This is a genomic window from Pseudomonas alvandae (genome assembly GCF_019141525.1).
Taxonomy (GTDB): Bacteria; Pseudomonadota; Gammaproteobacteria; order Pseudomonadales; family Pseudomonadaceae; genus Aquipseudomonas; species Aquipseudomonas alvandae.
Map to the genome: position 1 here is coordinate 2,423,454 of NZ_CP077080.1, position 19,365 is coordinate 2,442,818.

Consider the following 19,365-nt stretch of genomic DNA (forward strand, 5'->3'; position numbering starts at 1 on the left):
CGTGCTGGTTGATTAAACCTGTGGCAGCAGGATAGACCAGGTGTTCAGGTTTGATTCGCGCGGGAAAGCAGCCAAGGATGCGCTGCGTCCCGAAAGCGTAACGCAGAGCGTCACAGGAGGCGTTCCCACGCAGAGCGCGGGAACGATCGGTCGATGGGATTATTCCGCCGAGAATTTCAGCACCATGGCCTGGGTGTAGGTCTGGCCCGGATTCAGTCGCGTGGTCGGGAAGTCCGGCTGGTTCGGCGAGTCGGGGAAGTGCTGGGTCTCCAGGGTGAACGCGCCCCAGTGCGGATAGACCTTGCCTTGCTTGCCCTTGACCGTACCGTCGAGGAAGTTGCTGGTGTAGAACTGCACGCCGGGTTCAGTGGTAAAGAGCTGCAGGCGCCGCCCGGACTTCGGATCCTGGACGTCGGCGGCGAGCTTGCCGACGTCACCCTTGGCGTCGAGCACCCAGTTGAAATCGAAGCCGCCCTGTTTAGGTTCGGCGAACTTCAACTGCGGATGGTCGGCCTTGATATGGGTGCCGATCGGGGTGGGCTTGGTGAAATCCATCGGCGTACCGGCCACGGGCGCGAGTTCGCCGGTGGGAATGAGCTTGGCGGTCACCGGCGTGTAGCGGGACGCATGCAGGGTGGCGACTTGCTTGAGAATGTCGCCATTGCCCGCACCTGCCAAGTTGAAATAGCTGTGGTTGGTCAGGTTCAGCACGGTCGGTTTGTCGGTGGTGGCCTTGTAATCGATGCGCAGCTCGTTTTGATCGTTGAGGCTGTAGGTGACGTCGGTCTTCAGGTTCCCTGGAAAGCCCATCTCACCGTCCGCCGACACATACGTCAGGGTCACGCCGACCGAATCCTTGCCATTGTGGGGTTCGGCTTTCCATACCCGCTTGTCGAAGCCTTGCGGTCCGCCGTGCAAGGCATTGTCCTTGTCATTCTGCGGCACTTGGTAGCGCTTGCCGTCCAGCTCGAAGGCGCCGCCCGCCAGGCGGTTGCCGAAGCGGCCGATGGTTGCGCCGAAGTAAACGGTGCCGTTCTTCTGGTAGCCCTGCACGTCGTCGAAGCCGAGCACGATGTCGTCGGTCATGCCGTTTTTGTCCGGCACGATCAGCGACTGGAGAATCCCGCCATAGGTGATGACGGTAGCTTCCATGCCGTTGCTGTTGCGCAGCACGTATTTTTCAACGGGCGTGCCGTCATTGGTCTTGCCGAAGGCAGCGCGTTCATTGGTCAGGCCGGCGGCCTGGGAAGACGTGGCAATCATCAGAGAAACTCCGAGGGCCGTGAGCAGATGTCTGGATTCCAGCATGGTGTGACCTTCCTTTCCTGTTGTTTTGTTGTTGTTTTTAACGTGGTCGAGTCCGTTACTTGGTCGGACAGCGATGAAGGTTTTTCTGTTCAGTAGTCTTTCTATTTGAGGGTGGAGAAGGGATTTATAGCTATAAATCGGGAATTATCAATTAAAAAGTAAGACTAATTGATCGATACGAAGCTCGCCCAAGCGTGAGCTTTTGCGTGGGGCGCCGCACTTTTACGGTTTTTGCCGCTCTATCCATGGCCAGAAAGCGGCAACCCCGACCGTTTTCCCCATGTCCAGACCGAGATTCGATGGCCGGTGTTTTAAATTCCGTGATGAGGTCGCCACGTCGCTGCGGCTTGCTGTTAGCAGGGCTGATACTGCTGCTTTGCGGCGGGTGCAGCCATCAGCAAGGCCAGGACATGGTCACGCAATTCAGCAACGCCAGGCCCCAGGAGTTCTTGCAGACCAGCGTCGACCGCATGGCCACCCTCTCGATGCATGACAACCTGCAGAGTCTGTACCTGTTGATGCATAAGCTTTACCTGCGTAACCCCGAAGAGTTGCGCAAGTCAGGCTTTCTCGACGCTCGCACGGCCGTGAAGCAGGTTCGCCAAGCCATCGAACAGCAGCAGCCCTTGCCGGCCCTGGGCAACAAAAAAGACCTGGCCGCCCTGAGCTATGCGATGAGCCCGGAGTTCCTCGGCGATCGCGTCGGCGCATTCATCTATGCCATTGGCAGCATGCTGGTGACGGCCCATGGCAACCGCCTCGAGTTCTACATGACCGACACCATCGATCCGCGCTTCGTCAGCAATGCCGCGCGCAATATCGAAAAAGCCACTTGGCTGCTCGGACAGCGCCAAAACAAGGACGGCACGCCGATGCTGTTTTCCAATGAAATTTCGGAGGAGGGCAGCAACCTGAGTTTCGCCGTCGAGTTCGGGAAAATCGTCGCCCGCCTGGACCTGTTGACGCAGATGCTCGATGAGCGCTACCGGCGCATCGGCCTGAACTACGCCCAGAGCCTGTTGTTCCTCAATTTCCTGCCAGTCCAGTAACGGCGCAAGAAATGGAATAAAGATAGATCACATCGATATAGGGGGTTATAAGAAAAATCGCTATGCTCGCGGCCAGATTTTTCATGCGGTTGCGCTGAGACGGGTTTGATGGATTTCGGTAATGTCGGTTTAGTCGTAGCGGGCCTGCTGGTCGGTTTCATCGTTGGGATGACCGGTGTCGGTGGCGGATCGCTGATGACCCCCATTCTGTTGTGGTTTGGTATCAACCCCGCGACGGCGGTGGGTACGGACCTGTTGTACGCGGCCATTACCAAGTCTGGCGGCGTGCTGGTTCATGCCAAGAACCGCAATATCGACTGGGCCATCACCGGTTGGCTGACCTTGGGCAGCGTGCCGGCGGTGGGGCTGACGCTGTGGTTTCTCAACAGCCTGCACAGCTCGCCCGACGCCATGAACGCGGTGATCAAGCAAGCCCTGGGTTTCGTGCTGTTTGCCACTGCCCTTGCGATTCTGTTCAAGAAACGCCTCCTGCAATTCGCCCACGATCGCGCCGGCGGCCACTACAACCCCAGCGGCTCGCGGCTCAACGTACTGACCGTCATCACTGGCCTGGTGCTGGGCACGATGGTCGCGTTGACCTCCATTGGTGCTGGTGCCCTGGGCACTGTCGCGTTGTTCATCCTCTATCCATTCCTGGTCACCAAGCGCCTGGTGGGCACTGAAATCGCCCATGCCGTGCCACTGACCCTGGTGGCGGGCCTGGGCCATGCGAGCATGGGCAACATGGACTGGCACATCCTGGGCTTCCTGCTGATCGGTTCGTTGCCGGGCATCTACCTGGGGAGCCATTTGTCGGGACGCATTTCCGATGAACTCCTGCGCCCCTGCCTGGCAGTGATGCTGGCGATGATCGGCTTCAAGCTCGCGTTCTGATTTGATCGGAGTCATGCGTCCGTAGCCACAGTCATACCTGTAAACCAGGTACTGATGAGGCCACGATTCATGAACAGCCCAGCCAGAGATCTGCTGCAACGCCTGCGCCGCCGTCGCGCCGAACCGCGCACCGACATCGCCGATATCCTGCGTCATCACGCCGAACCGCTGCCCGCCGAGGATAGCCCGGCCTTTGCCGAGATGTTCGATCGCTTCGCCGATGCCAAGGTCGTGTTGATCGGTGAAGCCAGCCACGGCACCCATGATTTCTATCGCACCCGCGCCGCCATCACCCGGCACCTGATCCAGCACCACGGCTTCGGCATTGTCGCCGTCGAAGCCGACTGGCCCGACGCGGGGCAAATCGACCGCTGTGTTCGCCACCTCGGCCCCTCGGCCTGGAAACAACAGGCCTTCGCGCGGTTTCCAAGCTGGATGTGGCGCAACACGGATGTCCAGTCCTTCGTCCGCTGGCTGCACGATTACAACCTTGGCCAGCCTGATGCCCGGCGCGTGGAGTTTCGCGGCCTGGATGTCTACAGCCTGCGGCACTCCATCGACGAGGTGCTCGGTTACCTCGACCAGGCACATCCTCACTTGGCCCGTGATGCCCGGCACCGTTATGGCTGCCTGACGCCCTGGCATGACGACCCGGCGCTGTATGGTCATTTCACCGAACGCGGCAACCTCGCGACCTGCGAGGATGCGGTGGTCGAGCAGCTCAACACGATGCTCGCCGAGCGCCTCGACCCGTTGATCAAGGATGATGAAGGCTTTTTCAGCGCCATCCAGAACGCCCGGGTGGTGCGTGCCGCCGAGCAGTACTATCGCGCCATGTATCGTGGCGGCAAGTCCTCCTGGAACCTGCGGGACCGGCATATGTTCGACACCTTGCAAAGCCTGCTGGAACATCGCGGGCCAGAGGCGAAAGCGGTGGTCTGGGCCCATAACTCCCACATCGGCAATGCCGCCGCGACACGCATGGGCTGGGAAGGCGAGTTCAACATTGGGCAACTGTGTCGCATGGCGTATGGCCGCGACGCGGTGTTGCTGGGCATGGGCACTGACCGTGGCAGCGTGGCGGCCGCTGATGACTGGGACGCGCCGATGAAAATCAAGCAAGTGGTTCCGGCGTTGACCGGCAGTTGGGAGCGGGAATTTTTGCAAGCAGGCGTGCGCGCGTCGCTGACCGACTGGCGGACGGCGCCTGACGAAGCACTGCTGGACGCGTTGTCCGAGCCGTTGCTCGAACGCGCCATCGGTGTGATCTACCGTCCTGAAACCGAACGCCAGAGCCATTATTTCGAAGCGGTGCTGGCCGAGCAGTTCGACGCCTGGCTCTGGTTCGAACAGACTGAAGCGGTTACGCCGTTGCCGACGCCGCACACGCAGGAGCATGAAGAGGACACGTTCCCGTTCGGCCTCTGAACGCGCTGTGTCGCGGTTGCGCTATGGGGCTGCTGGCCTAAGCTTCAAGACAGGCCAGCGCGGTAAAGGGCGACTCTCGCGGAACAATCGCCGCCATGTGCAATCAGTACAGCGTAAATATCTAAAGGAGAGGCGCATGCTTATTCGGTCGTTGACCTTCGCTACCTTGCTGGCCTTCGTTGGGCCCCTGTTCGCCGCCGATGGCGACTCACCCCTGGTGGCGGAGATGGGCAAGGCCCGCCCATTGATCGTCATCGCGCCCAGCACCGTCGACCCCGCCTGGGTCAGCCTGAAAAAATCCCTGGATGAACCGGCGGGCAAGCAGGGCTTCTCCGAGCGCAACATGGTGCTGTACACCGTACTCAACACCATCGGCCAACGGGATGGCAAAGACCTCGACCCGCAAAGCACCATGGCGCTGATCCGCTCCCTCAAGCTGGGAGCCGGTGCGCAGACCAAGATCATCCTGGTGGGCAAGGACGGGGAGAAGAAGCTGGAGCATTCAGGCGCGATCGAGCTGAAGGAGCTGTTCGACACGGTCGACAAACTGCCTGCGGCTGAAAAAGAAGCGGCAGCGCCAACTCCGCCACCCGCGCCAGAACCGGCACCGGCCAAGGACACGAAAGGTGCCAAGTCGGGCAAGACGGCCAAGCCGGCGGCTGCGCCGCAGCCATTGGATGATTGAATTCCAACAGCAGCGATGTTCCTGTGGCGAGGGAGCAAGCTCCCTAGCCACAAAAAGCGGACCTCATTGCTGTTCCAATACCATCAGGATTTTGTGCGCGGCCTTCACCCGCTCTTCATTCGGATAGTTTTTGTTCGCCAACATCACGATCCCCAAATCCTTTCCCGAGACGAACACCGCATACGCGCCGAAGCCGTTGGTAGACCCAGTCTTGTTGACCCAGGCGCCGTCCGGGGCTGGCCGCGGTGGGTCGAGTGGTTCGGCCTTTTGTGGGGTCAGGGCCATATGCGGCGTGTTACCGGCGAGCAGGCCATCCAGGCTGAACGGAGCGGGGTAATACTCCCAGCCCAACCCCTGGTGCATCCCGCCAACCCGGTAGAAACCGGTGTGTGTGGTGGCAATGGCCTGTTTCAGGTCAGCGTCCAGTTGCTCAGGCCGCAGGTTGGCCTCGACGAAACGAATCAGGTCCGCTGAACTGGTCTTTACCCCATATGCCTCGGAATCCAAGGCGCCAGGTCCGACTCGCACGGGCTTGCCATCCTTCGCATACCCCTGGGCGTATCGGCCCAATTGGTCTTGCGGTACCCGTACGTAACTGTGCTTGAGGCCCAGCCCCGGCATCAGCGTCTGTTCCATCACGTCATCAAACGGTTGGCCCAGGGCGCGCGCCGCCAGATGGCCAAACAGGCCGATGCTGGGGTTGGAATAGAGCCGTTGGGTGCCGGCCGGGTAGAGCGGCTTCCAGGACCTGTAATAGCTGAACATCCGGTCGGCCTGGTCTGCATCGTCGGGAAACTGCAAAGGCAACCCGCCTGCCGTGTAGGTCGCGAGGTCCAGCAGGCGGGTGTCTGCCAGCGCTGCGCCGTTCAGTTCGGGGGCGTGGCGGCCGGCGGGGTCTGACAATTGCAGCTTGCCTCGGGCCTGGGCGTAGGCGCCGAGCGTGGCGGTGAAGGTCTTGCTGATCGAGCCGACTTCGAACAGCGTCTGGTCGGTGACAGGCTTTTTCGTGTCCTTGGAGGCCACGCCGTAATTGAAGAACAGGCGCTGGCCATTATGGGTGATCGCCACCGCCATGCCCGCGATGTCCTGTTGTTTCATCAGCGGCTGGATAACAGCATTGACCGTGTCTTCAATACGCTCCTGGGCGAAGCCAGGGGAGGTTCCGAGGACCAGGAAAAAACTCCCGGCGAGTATCGATTTGGCAATATGCATCGTAAAGCGCTCTCGTTGCCTTCCTTGAGGGGCGGTCAATCTAGGGCGTTTTTGGCTGCCCGGCAATCCGAAGCCATCGGACCCAGGTGCGTTTGCGAGCCGTCCGACAGGGCGGTGGCAACATCCCTATGATACGACGGGTGGCCCGAAGCGACCGGACCTCAAGCCAAACCACACAAAGCGGCAGTCGCCGGGTAAACTCGCGGCTCTTTCTGAAGGAGTTCACATGAGTTACTACCAGCCCGGCATTCTCGCCACCCCTGTTCCGCCTCAGGCTCGTCATCTGTTTTTTGCCCTGGAATCGGTCGAGGCGCTGCCGGCTGCGATCGATAAATTGTTGCTGCAGTTGGATGGCCGTGCGGTCGTCGGCTTCGGTGAGTCGCTGGTGCAGGCCTTGGGGGCCCGGGTCGAGGGCCTGCGCGCGTTTCCTGCGTTGGCCGGGGTCGGCGTGGATAACCCGTCGACCCAGCATGCGCTCTGGTGCTGGTTGCATGGTGAGGACCGGGGCGAGTTGATGCACCGCAGTCGCGCCCTTGAAGCGGCGCTGGCACCGGCCCTGCGCCTGGTGCAGATGAACGAAACCTTCCGTCACATGACCGGCCACGACCTGACCGGCTACGAAGATGGCACTGAGAACCCCCACGATGAAGCGGCCGTCGCCGCCGCCCTGGCCCAGGGCGTGGATGGATTGCGCGGTGGCAGCTTCGCCGCGATCCAGCAGTGGCAACACGATCTGGACGGATTTGCCGCGATGCAGCCCCACGAACGCGACAACATCATGGGCCGGCGCCTGAGCGACAACGAAGAAATCGAAGAGGCGCCGGAGTCGGCCCACGTCAAGCGCACCGCCCAGGAGAGCTTCGCCCCGGAAGCCTTCGTGGTGCGGCGTTCGATGCCGTGGATCGAAGGTGATCACGCTGGCCTGATGTTCCTGGCGTTCGGCTTCTCCCTGGATGCGTTCGAGGCGCAACTGCGCCGCATGAGTGGCCTCGAAGACGGCATTACCGATGGCTTGTACCGCATGAGCCGACCGATCACCGGTGGTTATTACTGGTGCCCACCGCTGCTGGACGGGCGCTTGGACCTGCGCGCGCTGGCCCGCTAGGGAGTGCCGCCGCCCCGGTAAGCGGGGCGCGTTGTGCAAATCGTCGGGTCAACGCTATTCTTGGGCCCGACGTGTTTGCGTGGAACGGGAGAGCAAGCGTGGATAAAGTCATCGTCATCACCGGTGGCGGGCGCGGGATCGGGGCAGCCACGGCGCTGTTGGCGGCCGACCTGGGCTATCGAATCTGCATCAATTACCAATCCGATGAAAACGCTGCCCAGGACGTTCTCGAACAGGTCCGGGCCAAGGGCGCGCAAGCCATTGCGGTGCGGGCCGATGTGAGCATCGAGGATGAGGTGGTCGGCCTGTTCAATCGCGTTGACGTCGAATTGGGGCGTGTCACTGCCCTGGTGAACAACGCCGGTACGGTCGCCCACAAGTCCCGCCTCGATGAAATGTCTGAATTCCGCATCCTCAAGATCCTGAAAACCAACGTATTGGGCCCGATCCTGTGTTCCAAGCATGCGGTGCTGCGTATGTCGCCCCGGCATGGCGGGCAGGGTGGCAGCATCGTCAACGTCTCGTCGGTGGCTGCCCGCCTGGGCGCGCCGGCGGAATACGTCGACTACGCGGCCTCGAAGGGCGCGCTGGATACGTTCACCGTGGGTCTGTCCAAGGAAGTGGCCGGCGAAGGCATTCGCGTCAACGCGGTGCGTCCGGGCTACATCTACACCGATTTCCACGCCCTGAGCGGCGATCCGGACCGGGTCAGCAAGCTGGAGTCGGCGATTCCCATGGCGCGCGGCGGACGCCCGGATGAAGTGGCCGAAGCGATTATCTGGTTGTTGTCGGACAAGGCTTCGTATGCGACGGGGACGTTTGTGGACCTTGGGGGCGGGCGCTGAGAACTGGGCGGTCTGCCCTGGCCTCATCGCGAGCAAGCTCGCTCCCACAGGGGATTGCGTTCCAAATGTGGGAGCGAGCTTGCTCGCGATGACGGTAGTGCTGGCAAACCAAATATTAGAACGACCGAATAATCCGCCCCAACGTCTCCATGGCCTTTTCCGACACCTCGGTCCAAGGCCCGCCATAGTTCAGTCGGATGCAATTCCTGAAGCGCCGGGTCGGTGAAAAGATCGGCCCGGGGGCGATGCTGATGCCTTGGGCCAACGCCATCTGGAACAGCTTCAGCGAGTCAATCTGTTCCGGCAGTTCCAACCAGAGAAAGTAACCCCCGGCCGGCTGGCTGACGCGGGTCTGGGCTGGGAAATACCGGCCGATGGCGGCAAGCATCGCGCTTTGCTGTTCTTCCAGGGCATAGCGCAACTTGCGCAGGTGCCGGTCGTAGCCGCCGTGTTGCAGGTAGTCGGCGATCGCGGCCTGGGCCGGCATCGAGGCGCACAGGGACGTCATGAGCTTGAGCCGTTCGATCTTCTGCGCGTAGCGTCCGGCGGCGACCCAGCCGATGCGATAGCCCGGGGCCAGGCTCTTGGCGAACGAACCGCAATGCATCACCAGTCCTTCGGTATCGAACGCCTTGGCCGGCTTGGGTGCCTGTTGGCCGTAATAGAGTTCGGCGTAGACGTCATCCTCGATCAGCGGCACCTGGTGTCGGCGCAACAACTCGACCAATGCCTGTTTACGGGCTTCGGGCATGGTCGCGCCCATGGGGTTCTGGAAGCTGGTCATGCACCAGCACGCCTTGATCGGATGGCGCGCCAGCGTCTGCTCCAGCACGTCGAGGTCGATACCGTCACGTGGATGCACGGGAATTTCCACGGCCTTGAGTTTCAGTCGCTCCAGTACTTGCAGGCTGGCATAGAACGCGGGTGCTTCGATCGCCACCAAATCGCCCGGCTCGGTCACGGCTTGCAGGCACAGGTTCAAGGCTTCCAGGGCGCCGTTGGTGACCAGCAGTTCCTCCATGGGCAGCATCAGCCCGCCAACCATGTAGCGCAAGGCTATCTGGCGGCGCAGTTGGGGATTGCCCGGCGACATGTCCGTGACCACCATGCGCGGATCCATTTCACGCGTGGCGCTGGCCAGCGAACGGGACAGTCGTTGCAACGGAAACAGTGTCGGGCTGGGAAAGGCCGAACCGAATGGCACGGTGGCCGGGTCCTTGATCGAGTCGAGCACCGAAAACACCAGTTCGCTGACGTCGACTTCGGTGGACTCATGCACCTGGGTGCTGATGACCGGCTCGCAGAACGGGCTTGGTGCATGATTGTTGACGAAGTAACCGGAACGCGGCCGCGCCCGGATCATGCCGCGTCGCTCGAGCAGGTAATAGGCCTGGAAGACGGTGGATGGGCTGACGCCGTAAGTCTGGCTGGCGAAGCGCACCGACGGCACGCGCTGGCCGGGCCCGAGCATGCCGGAGCGGATCAGTTCAGCGATGTCATCGGCGAATTTTTCGTAGCGTTTCATGGCTGGCCCGGTATTGGATAACGCGTGGTTTGCGCTTTTGACTGTGGAGCGAGGCATCTTAAGGCTTCATCGATTCATCGGTGCTACAAAACGGCTTTTTGCTTCGCTGTAGATATCAGGTTCGTCACTGTCCGCAACCTTGAAGGTCATCTCTTGGGAACCGCTCCGCGGCCGTTCGCTGAGCATCGCCACCGATACCGGTACGTCAATGATTTCTCCTGGCGCCAGGCTCAGTTGCGTCTTGCCCTGCAGGACGAAGCCGTCACCGTCCACCAGGGACAATTGATAGGCTTGGCGTTGCTGGGTCTTGTTGATGATTTTCAGGCTGTAGATGTTCTCGATCTGGCCTTGGCTGTTTTCACGGAACAGGCCACGGTCCTTGCTCACGTCCAGCGACACCATGGGCCGCTGCACCAGCGCCACGGCCAGCGCACCGATCATCACCAGCAGCACGGCGGTATAGCCAATCAGCCGTGGCCGCAAAAGGCGAGTCTTCCCGCCTTGCAGCTGGCGTTCAGAGGTGTATTTGATCAAGCCGCGGGCGTAACCCATCTTGTCCATGATCGAGTCGCAGGCGTCGATGCATGCCGCGCAACCGATGCACTCCATTTGCAAGCCATCGCGGATATCGATGCCGGTGGGGCAGACCTGCACACACATCTGGCAATCGATGCAGTCGCCCAGGCCAATATCGACAGGATTCACCTCGCGTTTGCGCGGCCCGCGAATTTCACCACGGGCTACGTCGTAGGAGATGGTCAAGGTGTCCTTGTCGAACATCACGCTCTGGAATCGCGCATAAGGGCACATGTGCATGCATACCGCTTCACGCAACCAGCCGGCGTTGAGGTAGGTGGCCCCGGTGAAGAAAAGCACCCAGAACAGGCTGACGCCGCCGATTTGTAAGGTGAGCAGTTCCTCGGCCAGCGGACGGATCGGCGTGAAATAGCCCACGAATGTCAGGCCGGTGAGCAGGCTGATGGCGAGCCACAACGTGTGCTTGGCCGAGCGCCGCACTAACTTGTTCAAGCTCCACGGCGCGGCCTGCAGCTTGATCCGCTGGTTGCGTTCACCTTCGGTGATTTTTTCGACCCACATGAAGATCCAGGTCCACGAGCTCTGCGGGCAGGTGTAGCCGCACCACACGCGCCCGGCAAACACGGTGATCGCAAACAGGCCGAAGGCGGCGATGATCAGCAGCGCCGACAGCAGGATGAAGTCCTGGGGCCAGAAGGTCGCGCCAAAAATGTGGAATTTGCTTTCGGAGAGGTCCCAGAGCACCGCCTGGCGATTGCCCCAGTCCAGCCATACCGTGCCGAAGAACAGCAGGAACAGGACGCCAGCGCCGCTGATGCGCAAGGTGCGGAACAGGCCGGTGAAGCTGCGGGTGTGGATCAGGTGGTCGGTGGTCCTGGATTTTATCTTCGTCTGTGGGGGATCGAAGGTCTGTATCAACTGGACGGGGATTCTTTCGCTCATGGTCGGTCGCTCATCAGCCGCTATCTGGCCGGGGCACTATGACCATTGAACTGATTGCATAACAGACTCAGGTGGCTTGATAAAAACCGGATCAGATGGTTTGGAGGCCTTGTTCTGCGACAGTTTGATGCACCTTCTGGAATGGGGGCTTCGTTCTTGGCACTGCGTGTATATCCGTTTCTGCGGTCACGGCTGCTTATGGTTCCGCTCTTACAGCGGCTCACTTTTGGAAAAGCGCCAAAAGTAAGCAAAAGCGCTTTGCCCCACCACTCGGCACCTCGCCTAGGCTCGGTGTGCCCTCACTCCGGCCTTGCTCCGTGGGCCCGCCGCGATGGGCCATCCATGGCCCTGCGCGGCTATCCCGGCATCCATGCCGGGATGCCCACTGCGCAACGCCTGCGTTCGGCCAGCGTGGTTTAACGGGGCTCCAAGATCAAGATCAAGATCAAGATCCAAAGCAAGAGCAAGAGCAAGAGCAAGAGCAAGAGCAAGAGCAAGAGCAAGAGCAAGGGCGGGGCATCAGCCAGGATTTATTTGGCTGAACCACCGCTTTCGCGAGCAGGCTCGCTTCCACAGGAGATATGCGATACACCAGAAACCAGGTCGGCCCTAAGGCCGCCTCGGGATGGGCGTAGATTTCGGCGCCCCGTTAACCACGATGGCTGAACGCAGGCCTTGCGCAGTGGGCACCTCGGCATGGATGCCGAGGTAGCCGCGCAGGGCCATGGATGGCCCATCGCGGCGGGCCCACGGAGCAAGGCCGGAGTGAAGGCATGCCGAGCCTAGGCGAGGCACCGAGTGGTGGGGCAGGAGCGCTTTGGTTACTTTCGCGCTTTTCGAAAGTGACCCGCTGTAAGAGCGGAACCATAAGCCGCCGTGACCGAAAAAACGGATATGCACACTAACCCTAAATCAAGGTCAGATAACCGACCCCCCATCCGTAGCCTTAAGATTCTGCCGCCCATCAACCGCCCCAGCCACGGTCAGGGCATCGACCTCCGCTTCAGTCAGATAAACCCGCCCGCCATTGAGCTCCACGGCCGACATGGCCTTGTCCGGGTCGGTGATGATGGTCAGCTCGCTGGCCGGGCGCTGTTCCGAACCGTTGGGCGTGTCGAAATGACAGGTCCGGTTGTCGTCGATACGTACAGTCATGGTACTGCTCCTTCCTGTATGCCTGAACGTTAGTCGCCACTCGATCCGCAGGGTTCTTCGTGGCTGATCAGCGGTCGCACGTCTCGCATCGCTTGCGGTCCATCGTTTATCGAGCGAAGAGAGGAAGGTCCATGGAATCGTGGTGGGATGAAGTCTGGGTAACCCTGCAAGCGGAGTTCGCCGACATCACCGATGCCCAGCAAATGACCCGGGTGACGGTGCGCCTGGTGATGGCTGCACTGTTGGGGGGCATCCTGGGGTTCGAGCGTGAGCACAAGGGCAAGGCCGCCGGTGTGCGCACCCATATGCTGGTGGCGCTGGGCGCCGCGCTGTTCGTGCTGGTGCCGCAGATGTCCGGGTCCCAGGCTGACGCCATGAGCCGGGTGATACAGGGCGTGGTGGCCGGGATCGGTTTCCTTGGCGCCGGCACCATCTTGAAAAATACCGATGGCGATATGAGCCATGTGAAGGGACTGACCACCGCCGCCGGCCTGTGGATGACCGCCGCCATCGGCGTCGCCGCCGGGCTCGGTCGGGAGGCGACGGCGGTGCTCAGTACGGTGCTGGCGCTGGCGATTTTCAGTGTGATGCCGGTGATTGTCCGGGCGTTGGAGAGGGATGAGAAGCGGTAGCCCGTCCACCGGGCAGGGCACGAATCCTGTGGGAGCGGGCTTGCTCGCGAAGGCGGTATGCCTGTGAAGCAAGTATCGCCTGGCATGGCGCCTTCGCGAGCAAGCTCGCTCCCACAAGTCCAGTGTTGTTCCTGGTCATTGGCGGCTAGGCTCTTTCAAACCCGCTCCGGCGGCGCCTCGCTCGGTGGATCGCCATGGGGCGGCTGAGGATCCAGTGGCGGGTCTTTTTCCGGAATCGGCTCTGGATCGGGGCTGGGTGGCGGCAGGTTGGGGTCGTCGATGTTCGGATCGGGTGTTTCGGCCGGGATAGGGATGTTCATCGGGTCGGGCCTCCTGGACGCAAGTGGCTTGAGTCGTGCTTGTCTGGTTGACCACCGCTTGACGGGTTTGATTCCCCGGCGCCGGCCAGCAAATCGTGCTGAACTTTTGGTCGCCGGTCCGGTTCGGAGCTTAAGTGAGTTTAATCAGGGACCCGTTGGGCCTTTACCGCCACAAGCGCGTCCATGGGGCGTAAAAGGAGCGATGCTCGATGACTGCCGAACACCCGACCGACTTGGAATACAACCCGCATCTGCCGTTGTCCCAGGCTTTGTTGTTGCCGCGTATTGCGATTGAAAACACCATGCCGGTGATCGACGGTGGGCAGTTCGCCGCAAAGGCCCTGGCCGGGCGGGACGTGACGGTGACCAGCAAAGTGTTCGCCGATGGCCACGACAAGTTGGCCGTGCGAATCCGCTGGCGTGCGCTGGAAGACGACATCTGGAACAGCGAGGTCATGACCGAGCTGGGCAACAACGGCTGGCGCGGCCAGTTCACTGTGCCGGCCGTGGGACGCTATGTGTTCTGCATCGAGGCGTGGTTCGACCAGTTCGCCAGCTTCCGCTATGAGCTGGAAAAGAAATACGCTGCCGGGGTGCCCATCAGCCTGGAACTGCAGGAAGGCCGCAATCATGTGCAACAGGCCGCTGAGCGCAGCGACGGCGAATTGAGCGAACAGCTGACCGCGTTGCACCATGAGCTTTCAAGCCTGCTGCCGCAGGAACAGGTGACCTTGTTCCTCGCGCCGCGCAGCGCCGACCTGATGTCCCTGGCCGATCATCGGCCCTACCTGAGCATCAGCCCGGAATATCCGTTGGACGTGGAGCGCGAACGGGCCGAGTTCGCCAGTTGGTACGAGCTGTTTCCCCGTTCGATCACCGATGATCCCAAGCGCCATGGCACCTTCAACGACGTGCACTCGCGTTTGTCGGTGATCCAGGACATGGGCTTCGACGTGCTGTATTTCCCGCCGATCCATCCGATCGGCCGCAGTTTCCGCAAAGGTCCGAACAATTCCCTGACCGCCGGTCCGGACGATCCGGGCAGCCCTTATGCCATTGGTAGCGAGGAGGGCGGACACGAGGCGATCCATCCACAGTTGGGCACTCGCGAAGATTTTCGTCGCCTGGTAGCTGCAGCCGCCGACCACGGCCTGGAGATCGCCCTCGACTTCGCCATCCAGTGTTCCCAGGACCACCCTTGGCTCAAGCAGCATCCGGGCTGGTTTAGCTGGCGGCCGGACGGCACGATCAAATACGCGGAGAACCCGCCGAAAAAATACCAGGACATCGTCAACGTCGATTTCTACGCCGCCGATGCCATCCCCAGTCTGTGGATGGAGCTGCGGGACATCGTCGTCGGTTGGGTCAACGAAGGGGTGAAGATATTCCGTGTCGATAATCCTCACACCAAGCCGTTGCCGTTCTGGCAGTGGCTGATCGCCGACGTTCGCGCGCAACACCCGGACGTCATCTTCCTCGCGGAGGCGTTCACCACGCCGGCGATGATGGCGCGGCTGGGCAAGGTCGGTTATTCCCAGAGCTACACCTATTTCACCTGGCGCAACACCAAGGCCGAGCTGGCGACGTACTTCACCGAGCTCAACGAATCGCCCTGGCGTGAATGCTATCGGCCGAATTTCTTCGTCAATACGCCGGACATCAACCCGGCGTTCCTCCATGCGTCGGGGCGCGCGGGTTTCCTGATCCGTGCGGCGCTCGCGACCATGGGCTCGGGGCTGTGGGGCATGTATTCCGGTTTTGAACTATGCGAATCGGCGCCGGTGCCGGGCAAGGAGGAGTACCTCGATTCGGAGAAATACGAAATCCGCCCGCGGGATTTCACCGCGCCGGGCAACATCATCGCCGAGATCGCCCAGCTCAATCGCATCCGTCGGCAGAACCCGGCGCTGCATACGCACCTGGGCCTGAAGATCTACAACGCCTGGAACGACAACATCCTGTATTTCGGCAAGCGCACGCCGGACGGCAGCAACTTCATCCTGGTGGCCGTGAGCCTCGATCCGCATAACGTCCAGGAAGCCAATTTCGAATTGCCGCTGTGGGAGATGGGCCTGCCGGACGATGCCCAGACCCAGGGCGAGGATTTGATGAACGGTCACCGCTGGACCTGGTATGGCAAGTACCAGTTCATGCGCATCGACCCGGCGTACCAGCCGTTCGGGATCTGGCGGATCAGCGTCGCGTAAAACAAAAGCGAGTGGATGAAATGCTTTTGTGGCGAGGGAGCTTGCTCCCGCAGGGTCGCGCAGCGGCCCTCTAAAAGCCATGAGCGCTTCGCACTCAAGCGGGAGCAAGCTCCCTCGCCACGTACGTCTCGCCAGCCAGCTCAACGGCTTTATAGAATCAGCAGGAGTTGCAAATGGCCAAGAAACCCCGGTCTGCCACGTTCATCAAGGACCCGCTCTGGTACAAGGACGCGGTGATCTATCAAGTCCACGTAAAATCCTATTTCGATTCGAACAACGACGGAATCGGCGATTTCCCTGGCCTGATCGAGAAGCTCGACTACATCGCCGACCTGGGCGTCAACACCATCTGGCTGCTGCCGTTCTATCCTTCACCGCGGCGCGATGATGGCTACGACATCGCCGAATACCGGGGCGTCAGCCCCGACTACGGCACCATGGCCGACGCGCGGCGTTTCATCGCCGAAGCCCACAAGCGCAACCTGCGGGTGATCACTGAGCTGGTTATCAACCACACCTCCGACCAGCACCCCTGGTTCCAACGGGCGCGCAAGGCGAAGAAAGGCTCCAGCGCGCGGGACTTCTACGTCTGGTCTGATGACGACCACAAATACGACGGCACGCGGATCATTTTTCTCGACACTGAAAAGTCCAACTGGACCTGGGACCCAGTGGCCGGCCAGTACTTCTGGCACCGTTTCTATTCCCACCAGCCGGACCTTAATTTTGACAATCCGCAGGTGATCAAGGCCGTGCTCTCGGTGATGCGCTACTGGCTCGACATGGGCATCGATGGCCTGCGCCTGGATGCGATCCCGTACTTGATCGAGCGCGACGGCACCAACAACGAGAACCTGCCCGAGACCCACGACGTCCTCAAGCTGATCCGCGCCGAGATCGACGCCAATTACCCCGACCGCATGCTGCTGGCCGAGGCCAACCAGTGGCCGGAGGATACCCAGCTCTATTTTGGCGACGTCGATGCGCAGGGCCTCAATGGCGACGAGTGCCACATGGCGTTCCACTTCCCGTTGATGCCGCGCATGTACATGGCGCTGGCCCAGGAAGACCGTTTTCCCATCACCGATATCCTGCGCCAGACCCCGGAGATCCCGGCCAATTGCCAATGGGCGATTTTCCTGCGCAACCACGATGAGTTGACCCTGGAGATGGTCACCGACAAAGAGCGCGACTACCTGTGGAATTACTACGCCGCCGACCGTCGGGCGCGGATCAACCTCGGCATTCGTCGACGCCTGGCGCCGCTGATGGAGCGCGACCGCCGCCGTGTGGAGTTGCTCAACAGCCTGTTGCTGTCGATGCCCGGCACACCGACCTTGTATTACGGCGATGAGATCGGCATGGGCGACAACATCTATCTGGGCGATCGCGATGGCGTGCGCACGCCGATGCAGTGGTCCATCGACCGCAACGGCGGGTTCTCCCGCGCCGACCCGGCCAGCCTGGTGTTGCCACCGATCATGGACCCGCTGTACGGCTACCTGTCGGTCAACGTCGAGACCCAATCCGGCGATCCTCATTCGCTGCTCAACTGGACCCGCCGCATGCTCGCCGTGCGCAAGCAATCCAAGGCTTTTGGCCGGGGCACGTTGAAGATGCTGTCGCCGAGCAACCGGCGGATCCTGGCCTACACCCGCGAATACACCGGCCCGGACGGCAAGCATGAAATCATCCTGTGCGTGGCCAACGTGTCGCGCAGTGCCCAGGCTGCCGAGCTGGACTTGTCGGCCTACGCCGGCATGGTCCCGGTGGAAATGCTTGGCGGCAATGCGTTCCCGCCCATCGGCCAGTTGAATTTCCTCCTGACGCTGGCGCCGTACGGTTTCTACTGGTTCGCCCTGGCGGCGGAAAACCAGATGCCGAGCTGGCATGTGGAGCCGGCGCAGAGCCTGCCGGATTTCACCACGCTGGTCTTGAAAAAGCGCTTGGAAGAACTCCTCGAGGCGCCATCGCGCACCACATTGGAACAGGGCATCCTGCCGAACTGGCTGCAGAACCGCCGCTGGTTTGCCGGCAAGGACAGCGCCATCGAGAAAGTCGACATCGTCTACGGCGTGCGCTTCGGCGATCCGCAACACCCCGTGCTGCTGAGCGAAATCGACGTCACCAGCGCTGGCCAGACCCTGCGTTATCAACTGCCGTTCGGTCTGCTCGCCGAGGATCAGGTCGGCGCCGCGCTGCCCCAGCAATTGGCCTTGTCGCGGGTCCGCCGGGGTCGCCAGGTCGGCTTGATCACCGATGCGTTCACCCTGGAAAACTTCATTCGGGCCGTGCTCCAAGGCATCCAGGCCAACACGGTGCTGCCGTGCGCCGATGGCGAGTTGCGCTTCGAGCCCACCGAGGGCCTGGCGGCGCTGAACCTGGGGGCCGAGCCCGAGGTGCGCTACCTGTCCGCCGAGCAGTCCAACAGTTCGGTGGTGGTGGGCGGCAGCCTGGTGCTCAAGTTGATCCGCAAGGTTGCGTCCGGCGTGCACCCGGAACTGGAGATGAGCGCGTATCTGACCGCGGCAGGCTTCAGCAATATCTCGCCGCTGCTGGGTTCGGTGATCCGCCGCGACGCCCAGGGCGAAGATGCCTTGCTGATGATCGCCCAAGGTTACCTGAGCAATCAGGGCGACGCCTGGGAGTGGACCCAGAACAACCTCGAACGGGCCTTGCGCGACGAGCTGGCGGACGCCATGTCCGAGCAGGAGCAGCACTACAACGCCCTGGGCGAACTGAAGGATTTTGCCGGCATGCTCGGCCAGCGCCTCGGGGAAATGCACCAAGTGCTTGCCCAGCCCACCGACAATCCGGACTTCGCGCCGCAGCTCACCAGTGCCAAGGAAGCCCAGGCCATCGGCAAGGATGTCGCCGCCCAGGTGGAAAATGCCCTGCGCCTGCTCAAGCAGAACCAGGACCAATTGAACCCTGCGGACCAGGCGATGGTCGCACGCTTGTTGGAACACAGGAAAACCGTGCTGGCCCACGTCCAGGAACTGGCCGGCAAGGCAGTGGGTGGCTTGCGTATCCGGGTTCATGGTGACTTGCACTTGGGGCAGGTGTTGGTGATCAAGGGCGACGCCTACCTGATCGATTTTGAAGGCGAGCCCGCGCGGCCGCTGCATGAGCGACGTGGCAAGCACAGCCCGTACAAGGACGTCAGCGGTGTGCTGCGCTCCTTCGACTACGCGGCGGCGATGGCCGTCCAGTTGCACACCGTCGACAGCACGGCGGATGCCGATGCGGCGCGCAAACGGGTCGCCGACCGCTATCTGATGGAGGCGCGCCAGGCATTTGTCCAGGCGTATCGGCTGGCGGCAGCTAGTCTTGCCCATGAGTGGAAGGATGCTGAAGGCGAAGACGCCGCGCTGGCGTTGTTCGGCCTGGAGAAGGCGGCCTATGAAGTGGCTTATGAAGCCGAGAATCGCCCTGCCTGGCTGCCCGTGCCGTTGCACGGGCTGTACGGGCTATTGAGTGGGCTGCAACCCTTTTCCGATTTAGCCGGACCGATTTAGTGG

At 61.5% G+C, this 19,365-nt stretch carries 15 protein-coding genes; 9 read left to right on the forward strand and 6 right to left on the reverse strand.

Features of this window, described 5'->3' with window-relative positions; translation table 11 throughout:
• Positions 1–159 precede the first annotated feature (159 nt).
• On the reverse strand, positions 160–1,308 hold the full coding sequence (locus KSS97_RS10880; RefSeq protein WP_030138506.1) for an aldose epimerase family protein: 1,149 nt from the start codon (positions 1,306–1,308) through the stop codon (positions 160–162).
• 299 nt (positions 1,309–1,607) lie between these two features.
• On the opposite strand from KSS97_RS10880, the gene KSS97_RS10885 reads away from it, so the two are divergent.
• The 4 genes from KSS97_RS10885 to KSS97_RS10900 all read left to right on the forward strand — a co-directional run bounded on the left by KSS97_RS10885 (position 1,608) and on the right by KSS97_RS10900 (position 5,364).
• Positions 1,608–2,357 (forward strand): hypothetical protein, encoded by a 750-nt coding sequence (locus KSS97_RS10885; RefSeq protein WP_030138507.1) that lies wholly within the window; start codon positions 1,608–1,610, stop codon positions 2,355–2,357.
• A gap of 108 nt (positions 2,358–2,465) precedes the next feature.
• Positions 2,466–3,251 (forward strand): sulfite exporter TauE/SafE family protein, encoded by a 786-nt coding sequence (locus KSS97_RS10890; RefSeq protein WP_030138508.1) that lies wholly within the window; start codon positions 2,466–2,468, stop codon positions 3,249–3,251.
• A gap of 69 nt (positions 3,252–3,320) precedes the next feature.
• Positions 3,321–4,679: an erythromycin esterase family protein gene (locus KSS97_RS10895; RefSeq protein ID WP_217861613.1), complete on the forward strand. Its 1,359-nt coding sequence runs from the start codon at positions 3,321–3,323 to the stop codon at positions 4,677–4,679.
• A gap of 136 nt (positions 4,680–4,815) precedes the next feature.
• Entirely contained in the window at positions 4,816–5,364 is a 549-nt protein-coding gene (locus tag KSS97_RS10900; protein ID WP_217861614.1) for a DUF4174 domain-containing protein, read from the forward strand.
• Positions 5,365–5,427: 63 nt separating this feature from the next.
• Here the strand turns inward: KSS97_RS10900 and ampC are convergent, their stop codons facing one another.
• Positions 5,428–6,576 (reverse strand): class C beta-lactamase, encoded by a 1,149-nt coding sequence (gene ampC / locus KSS97_RS10905; protein WP_217861615.1) that lies wholly within the window; start codon positions 6,574–6,576, stop codon positions 5,428–5,430.
• Between the two features lie 226 nt (positions 6,577–6,802).
• Here ampC and KSS97_RS10910 point away from each other — a divergent pair, with 226 nt between their 5' ends.
• Positions 6,803–7,681: a Dyp-type peroxidase gene (locus KSS97_RS10910; protein WP_217861616.1), complete on the forward strand. Its 879-nt coding sequence runs from the start codon at positions 6,803–6,805 to the stop codon at positions 7,679–7,681.
• Between the two features lie 98 nt (positions 7,682–7,779).
• Entirely contained in the window at positions 7,780–8,526 is a 747-nt protein-coding gene (locus KSS97_RS10915) for an SDR family oxidoreductase (RefSeq protein ID WP_030138513.1), read from the forward strand.
• Between the two features lie 115 nt (positions 8,527–8,641).
• Here the strand turns inward: KSS97_RS10915 and mapR are convergent, their stop codons facing one another.
• From mapR to KSS97_RS10930, 3 genes are all read right to left on the reverse strand, one after another.
• Entirely contained in the window at positions 8,642–10,051 is a 1,410-nt protein-coding gene (gene mapR / locus KSS97_RS10920) for a GntR family transcriptional regulator MpaR (protein WP_030138514.1), read from the reverse strand.
• Between the two features lie 66 nt (positions 10,052–10,117).
• Entirely contained in the window at positions 10,118–11,530 is a 1,413-nt protein-coding gene (ccoG, locus tag KSS97_RS10925) for a cytochrome c oxidase accessory protein CcoG (RefSeq protein WP_217861617.1), read from the reverse strand.
• Between the two features lie 918 nt (positions 11,531–12,448).
• Positions 12,449–12,685 (reverse strand): DUF3203 family protein, encoded by a 237-nt coding sequence (locus tag KSS97_RS10930; protein ID WP_039589213.1) that lies wholly within the window; start codon positions 12,683–12,685, stop codon positions 12,449–12,451.
• 131 nt (positions 12,686–12,816) lie between these two features.
• Between KSS97_RS10930 and KSS97_RS10935 the strand changes: the two genes are divergently transcribed.
• A complete protein-coding gene (locus tag KSS97_RS10935) occupies positions 12,817–13,317 on the forward strand; it encodes an MgtC/SapB family protein (protein WP_030137825.1) in 501 nt (166 codons plus the stop codon).
• 155 nt (positions 13,318–13,472) lie between these two features.
• Here the strand turns inward: KSS97_RS10935 and KSS97_RS10940 are convergent, their stop codons facing one another.
• Entirely contained in the window at positions 13,473–13,637 is a 165-nt protein-coding gene (locus tag KSS97_RS10940) for a hypothetical protein (protein WP_181286771.1), read from the reverse strand.
• A gap of 209 nt (positions 13,638–13,846) precedes the next feature.
• On the opposite strand from KSS97_RS10940, the gene KSS97_RS10945 reads away from it, so the two are divergent.
• Positions 13,847–15,844 (forward strand): alpha-1,4-glucan--maltose-1-phosphate maltosyltransferase, encoded by a 1,998-nt coding sequence (locus tag KSS97_RS10945; RefSeq protein WP_217861618.1) that lies wholly within the window; start codon positions 13,847–13,849, stop codon positions 15,842–15,844.
• Positions 15,845–16,017: 173 nt separating this feature from the next.
• Positions 16,018–19,362: a maltose alpha-D-glucosyltransferase gene (gene treS, locus KSS97_RS10950; protein WP_030139692.1), complete on the forward strand. Its 3,345-nt coding sequence runs from the start codon at positions 16,018–16,020 to the stop codon at positions 19,360–19,362.
• The last annotated feature ends 3 nt before the right edge of the window (positions 19,363–19,365 follow it).

What these genes read in the sequence shown, in the direction of transcription:
- KSS97_RS10880 (WP_030138506.1), bottom strand. Translation starts at nt 1,308, where the DNA reads ATGCTGGAATCCAGACATCTGCTCACGGCCCTCGGAGTTTCTCTGATG.
- KSS97_RS10885 (WP_030138507.1), top strand. Translation starts at nt 1,608, where the DNA reads ATGGCCGGTGTTTTAAATTCCGTGATGAGGTCGCCACGTCGCTGCGGC.
- KSS97_RS10890 (WP_030138508.1), top strand. Translation starts at nt 2,466, where the DNA reads ATGGATTTCGGTAATGTCGGTTTAGTCGTAGCGGGCCTGCTGGTCGGT.
- KSS97_RS10895 (WP_217861613.1), top strand. Translation starts at nt 3,321, where the DNA reads ATGAACAGCCCAGCCAGAGATCTGCTGCAACGCCTGCGCCGCCGTCGC.
- KSS97_RS10900 (WP_217861614.1), top strand. Translation starts at nt 4,816, where the DNA reads ATGCTTATTCGGTCGTTGACCTTCGCTACCTTGCTGGCCTTCGTTGGG.
- ampC (WP_217861615.1), bottom strand. Translation starts at nt 6,576, where the DNA reads ATGCATATTGCCAAATCGATACTCGCCGGGAGTTTTTTCCTGGTCCTC.
- KSS97_RS10910 (WP_217861616.1), top strand. Translation starts at nt 6,803, where the DNA reads ATGAGTTACTACCAGCCCGGCATTCTCGCCACCCCTGTTCCGCCTCAG.
- mapR (WP_030138514.1), bottom strand. Translation starts at nt 10,051, where the DNA reads ATGAAACGCTACGAAAAATTCGCCGATGACATCGCTGAACTGATCCGC.
- ccoG (WP_217861617.1), bottom strand. Translation starts at nt 11,530, where the DNA reads ATGAGCGAAAGAATCCCCGTCCAGTTGATACAGACCTTCGATCCCCCA.
- KSS97_RS10930 (WP_039589213.1), bottom strand. Translation starts at nt 12,685, where the DNA reads ATGACTGTACGTATCGACGACAACCGGACCTGTCATTTCGACACGCCC.
- KSS97_RS10935 (WP_030137825.1), top strand. Translation starts at nt 12,817, where the DNA reads ATGGAATCGTGGTGGGATGAAGTCTGGGTAACCCTGCAAGCGGAGTTC.
- KSS97_RS10940 (WP_181286771.1), bottom strand. Translation starts at nt 13,637, where the DNA reads ATGAACATCCCTATCCCGGCCGAAACACCCGATCCGAACATCGACGAC.
- KSS97_RS10945 (WP_217861618.1), top strand. Translation starts at nt 13,847, where the DNA reads ATGACTGCCGAACACCCGACCGACTTGGAATACAACCCGCATCTGCCG.
- treS (WP_030139692.1), top strand. Translation starts at nt 16,018, where the DNA reads ATGGCCAAGAAACCCCGGTCTGCCACGTTCATCAAGGACCCGCTCTGG.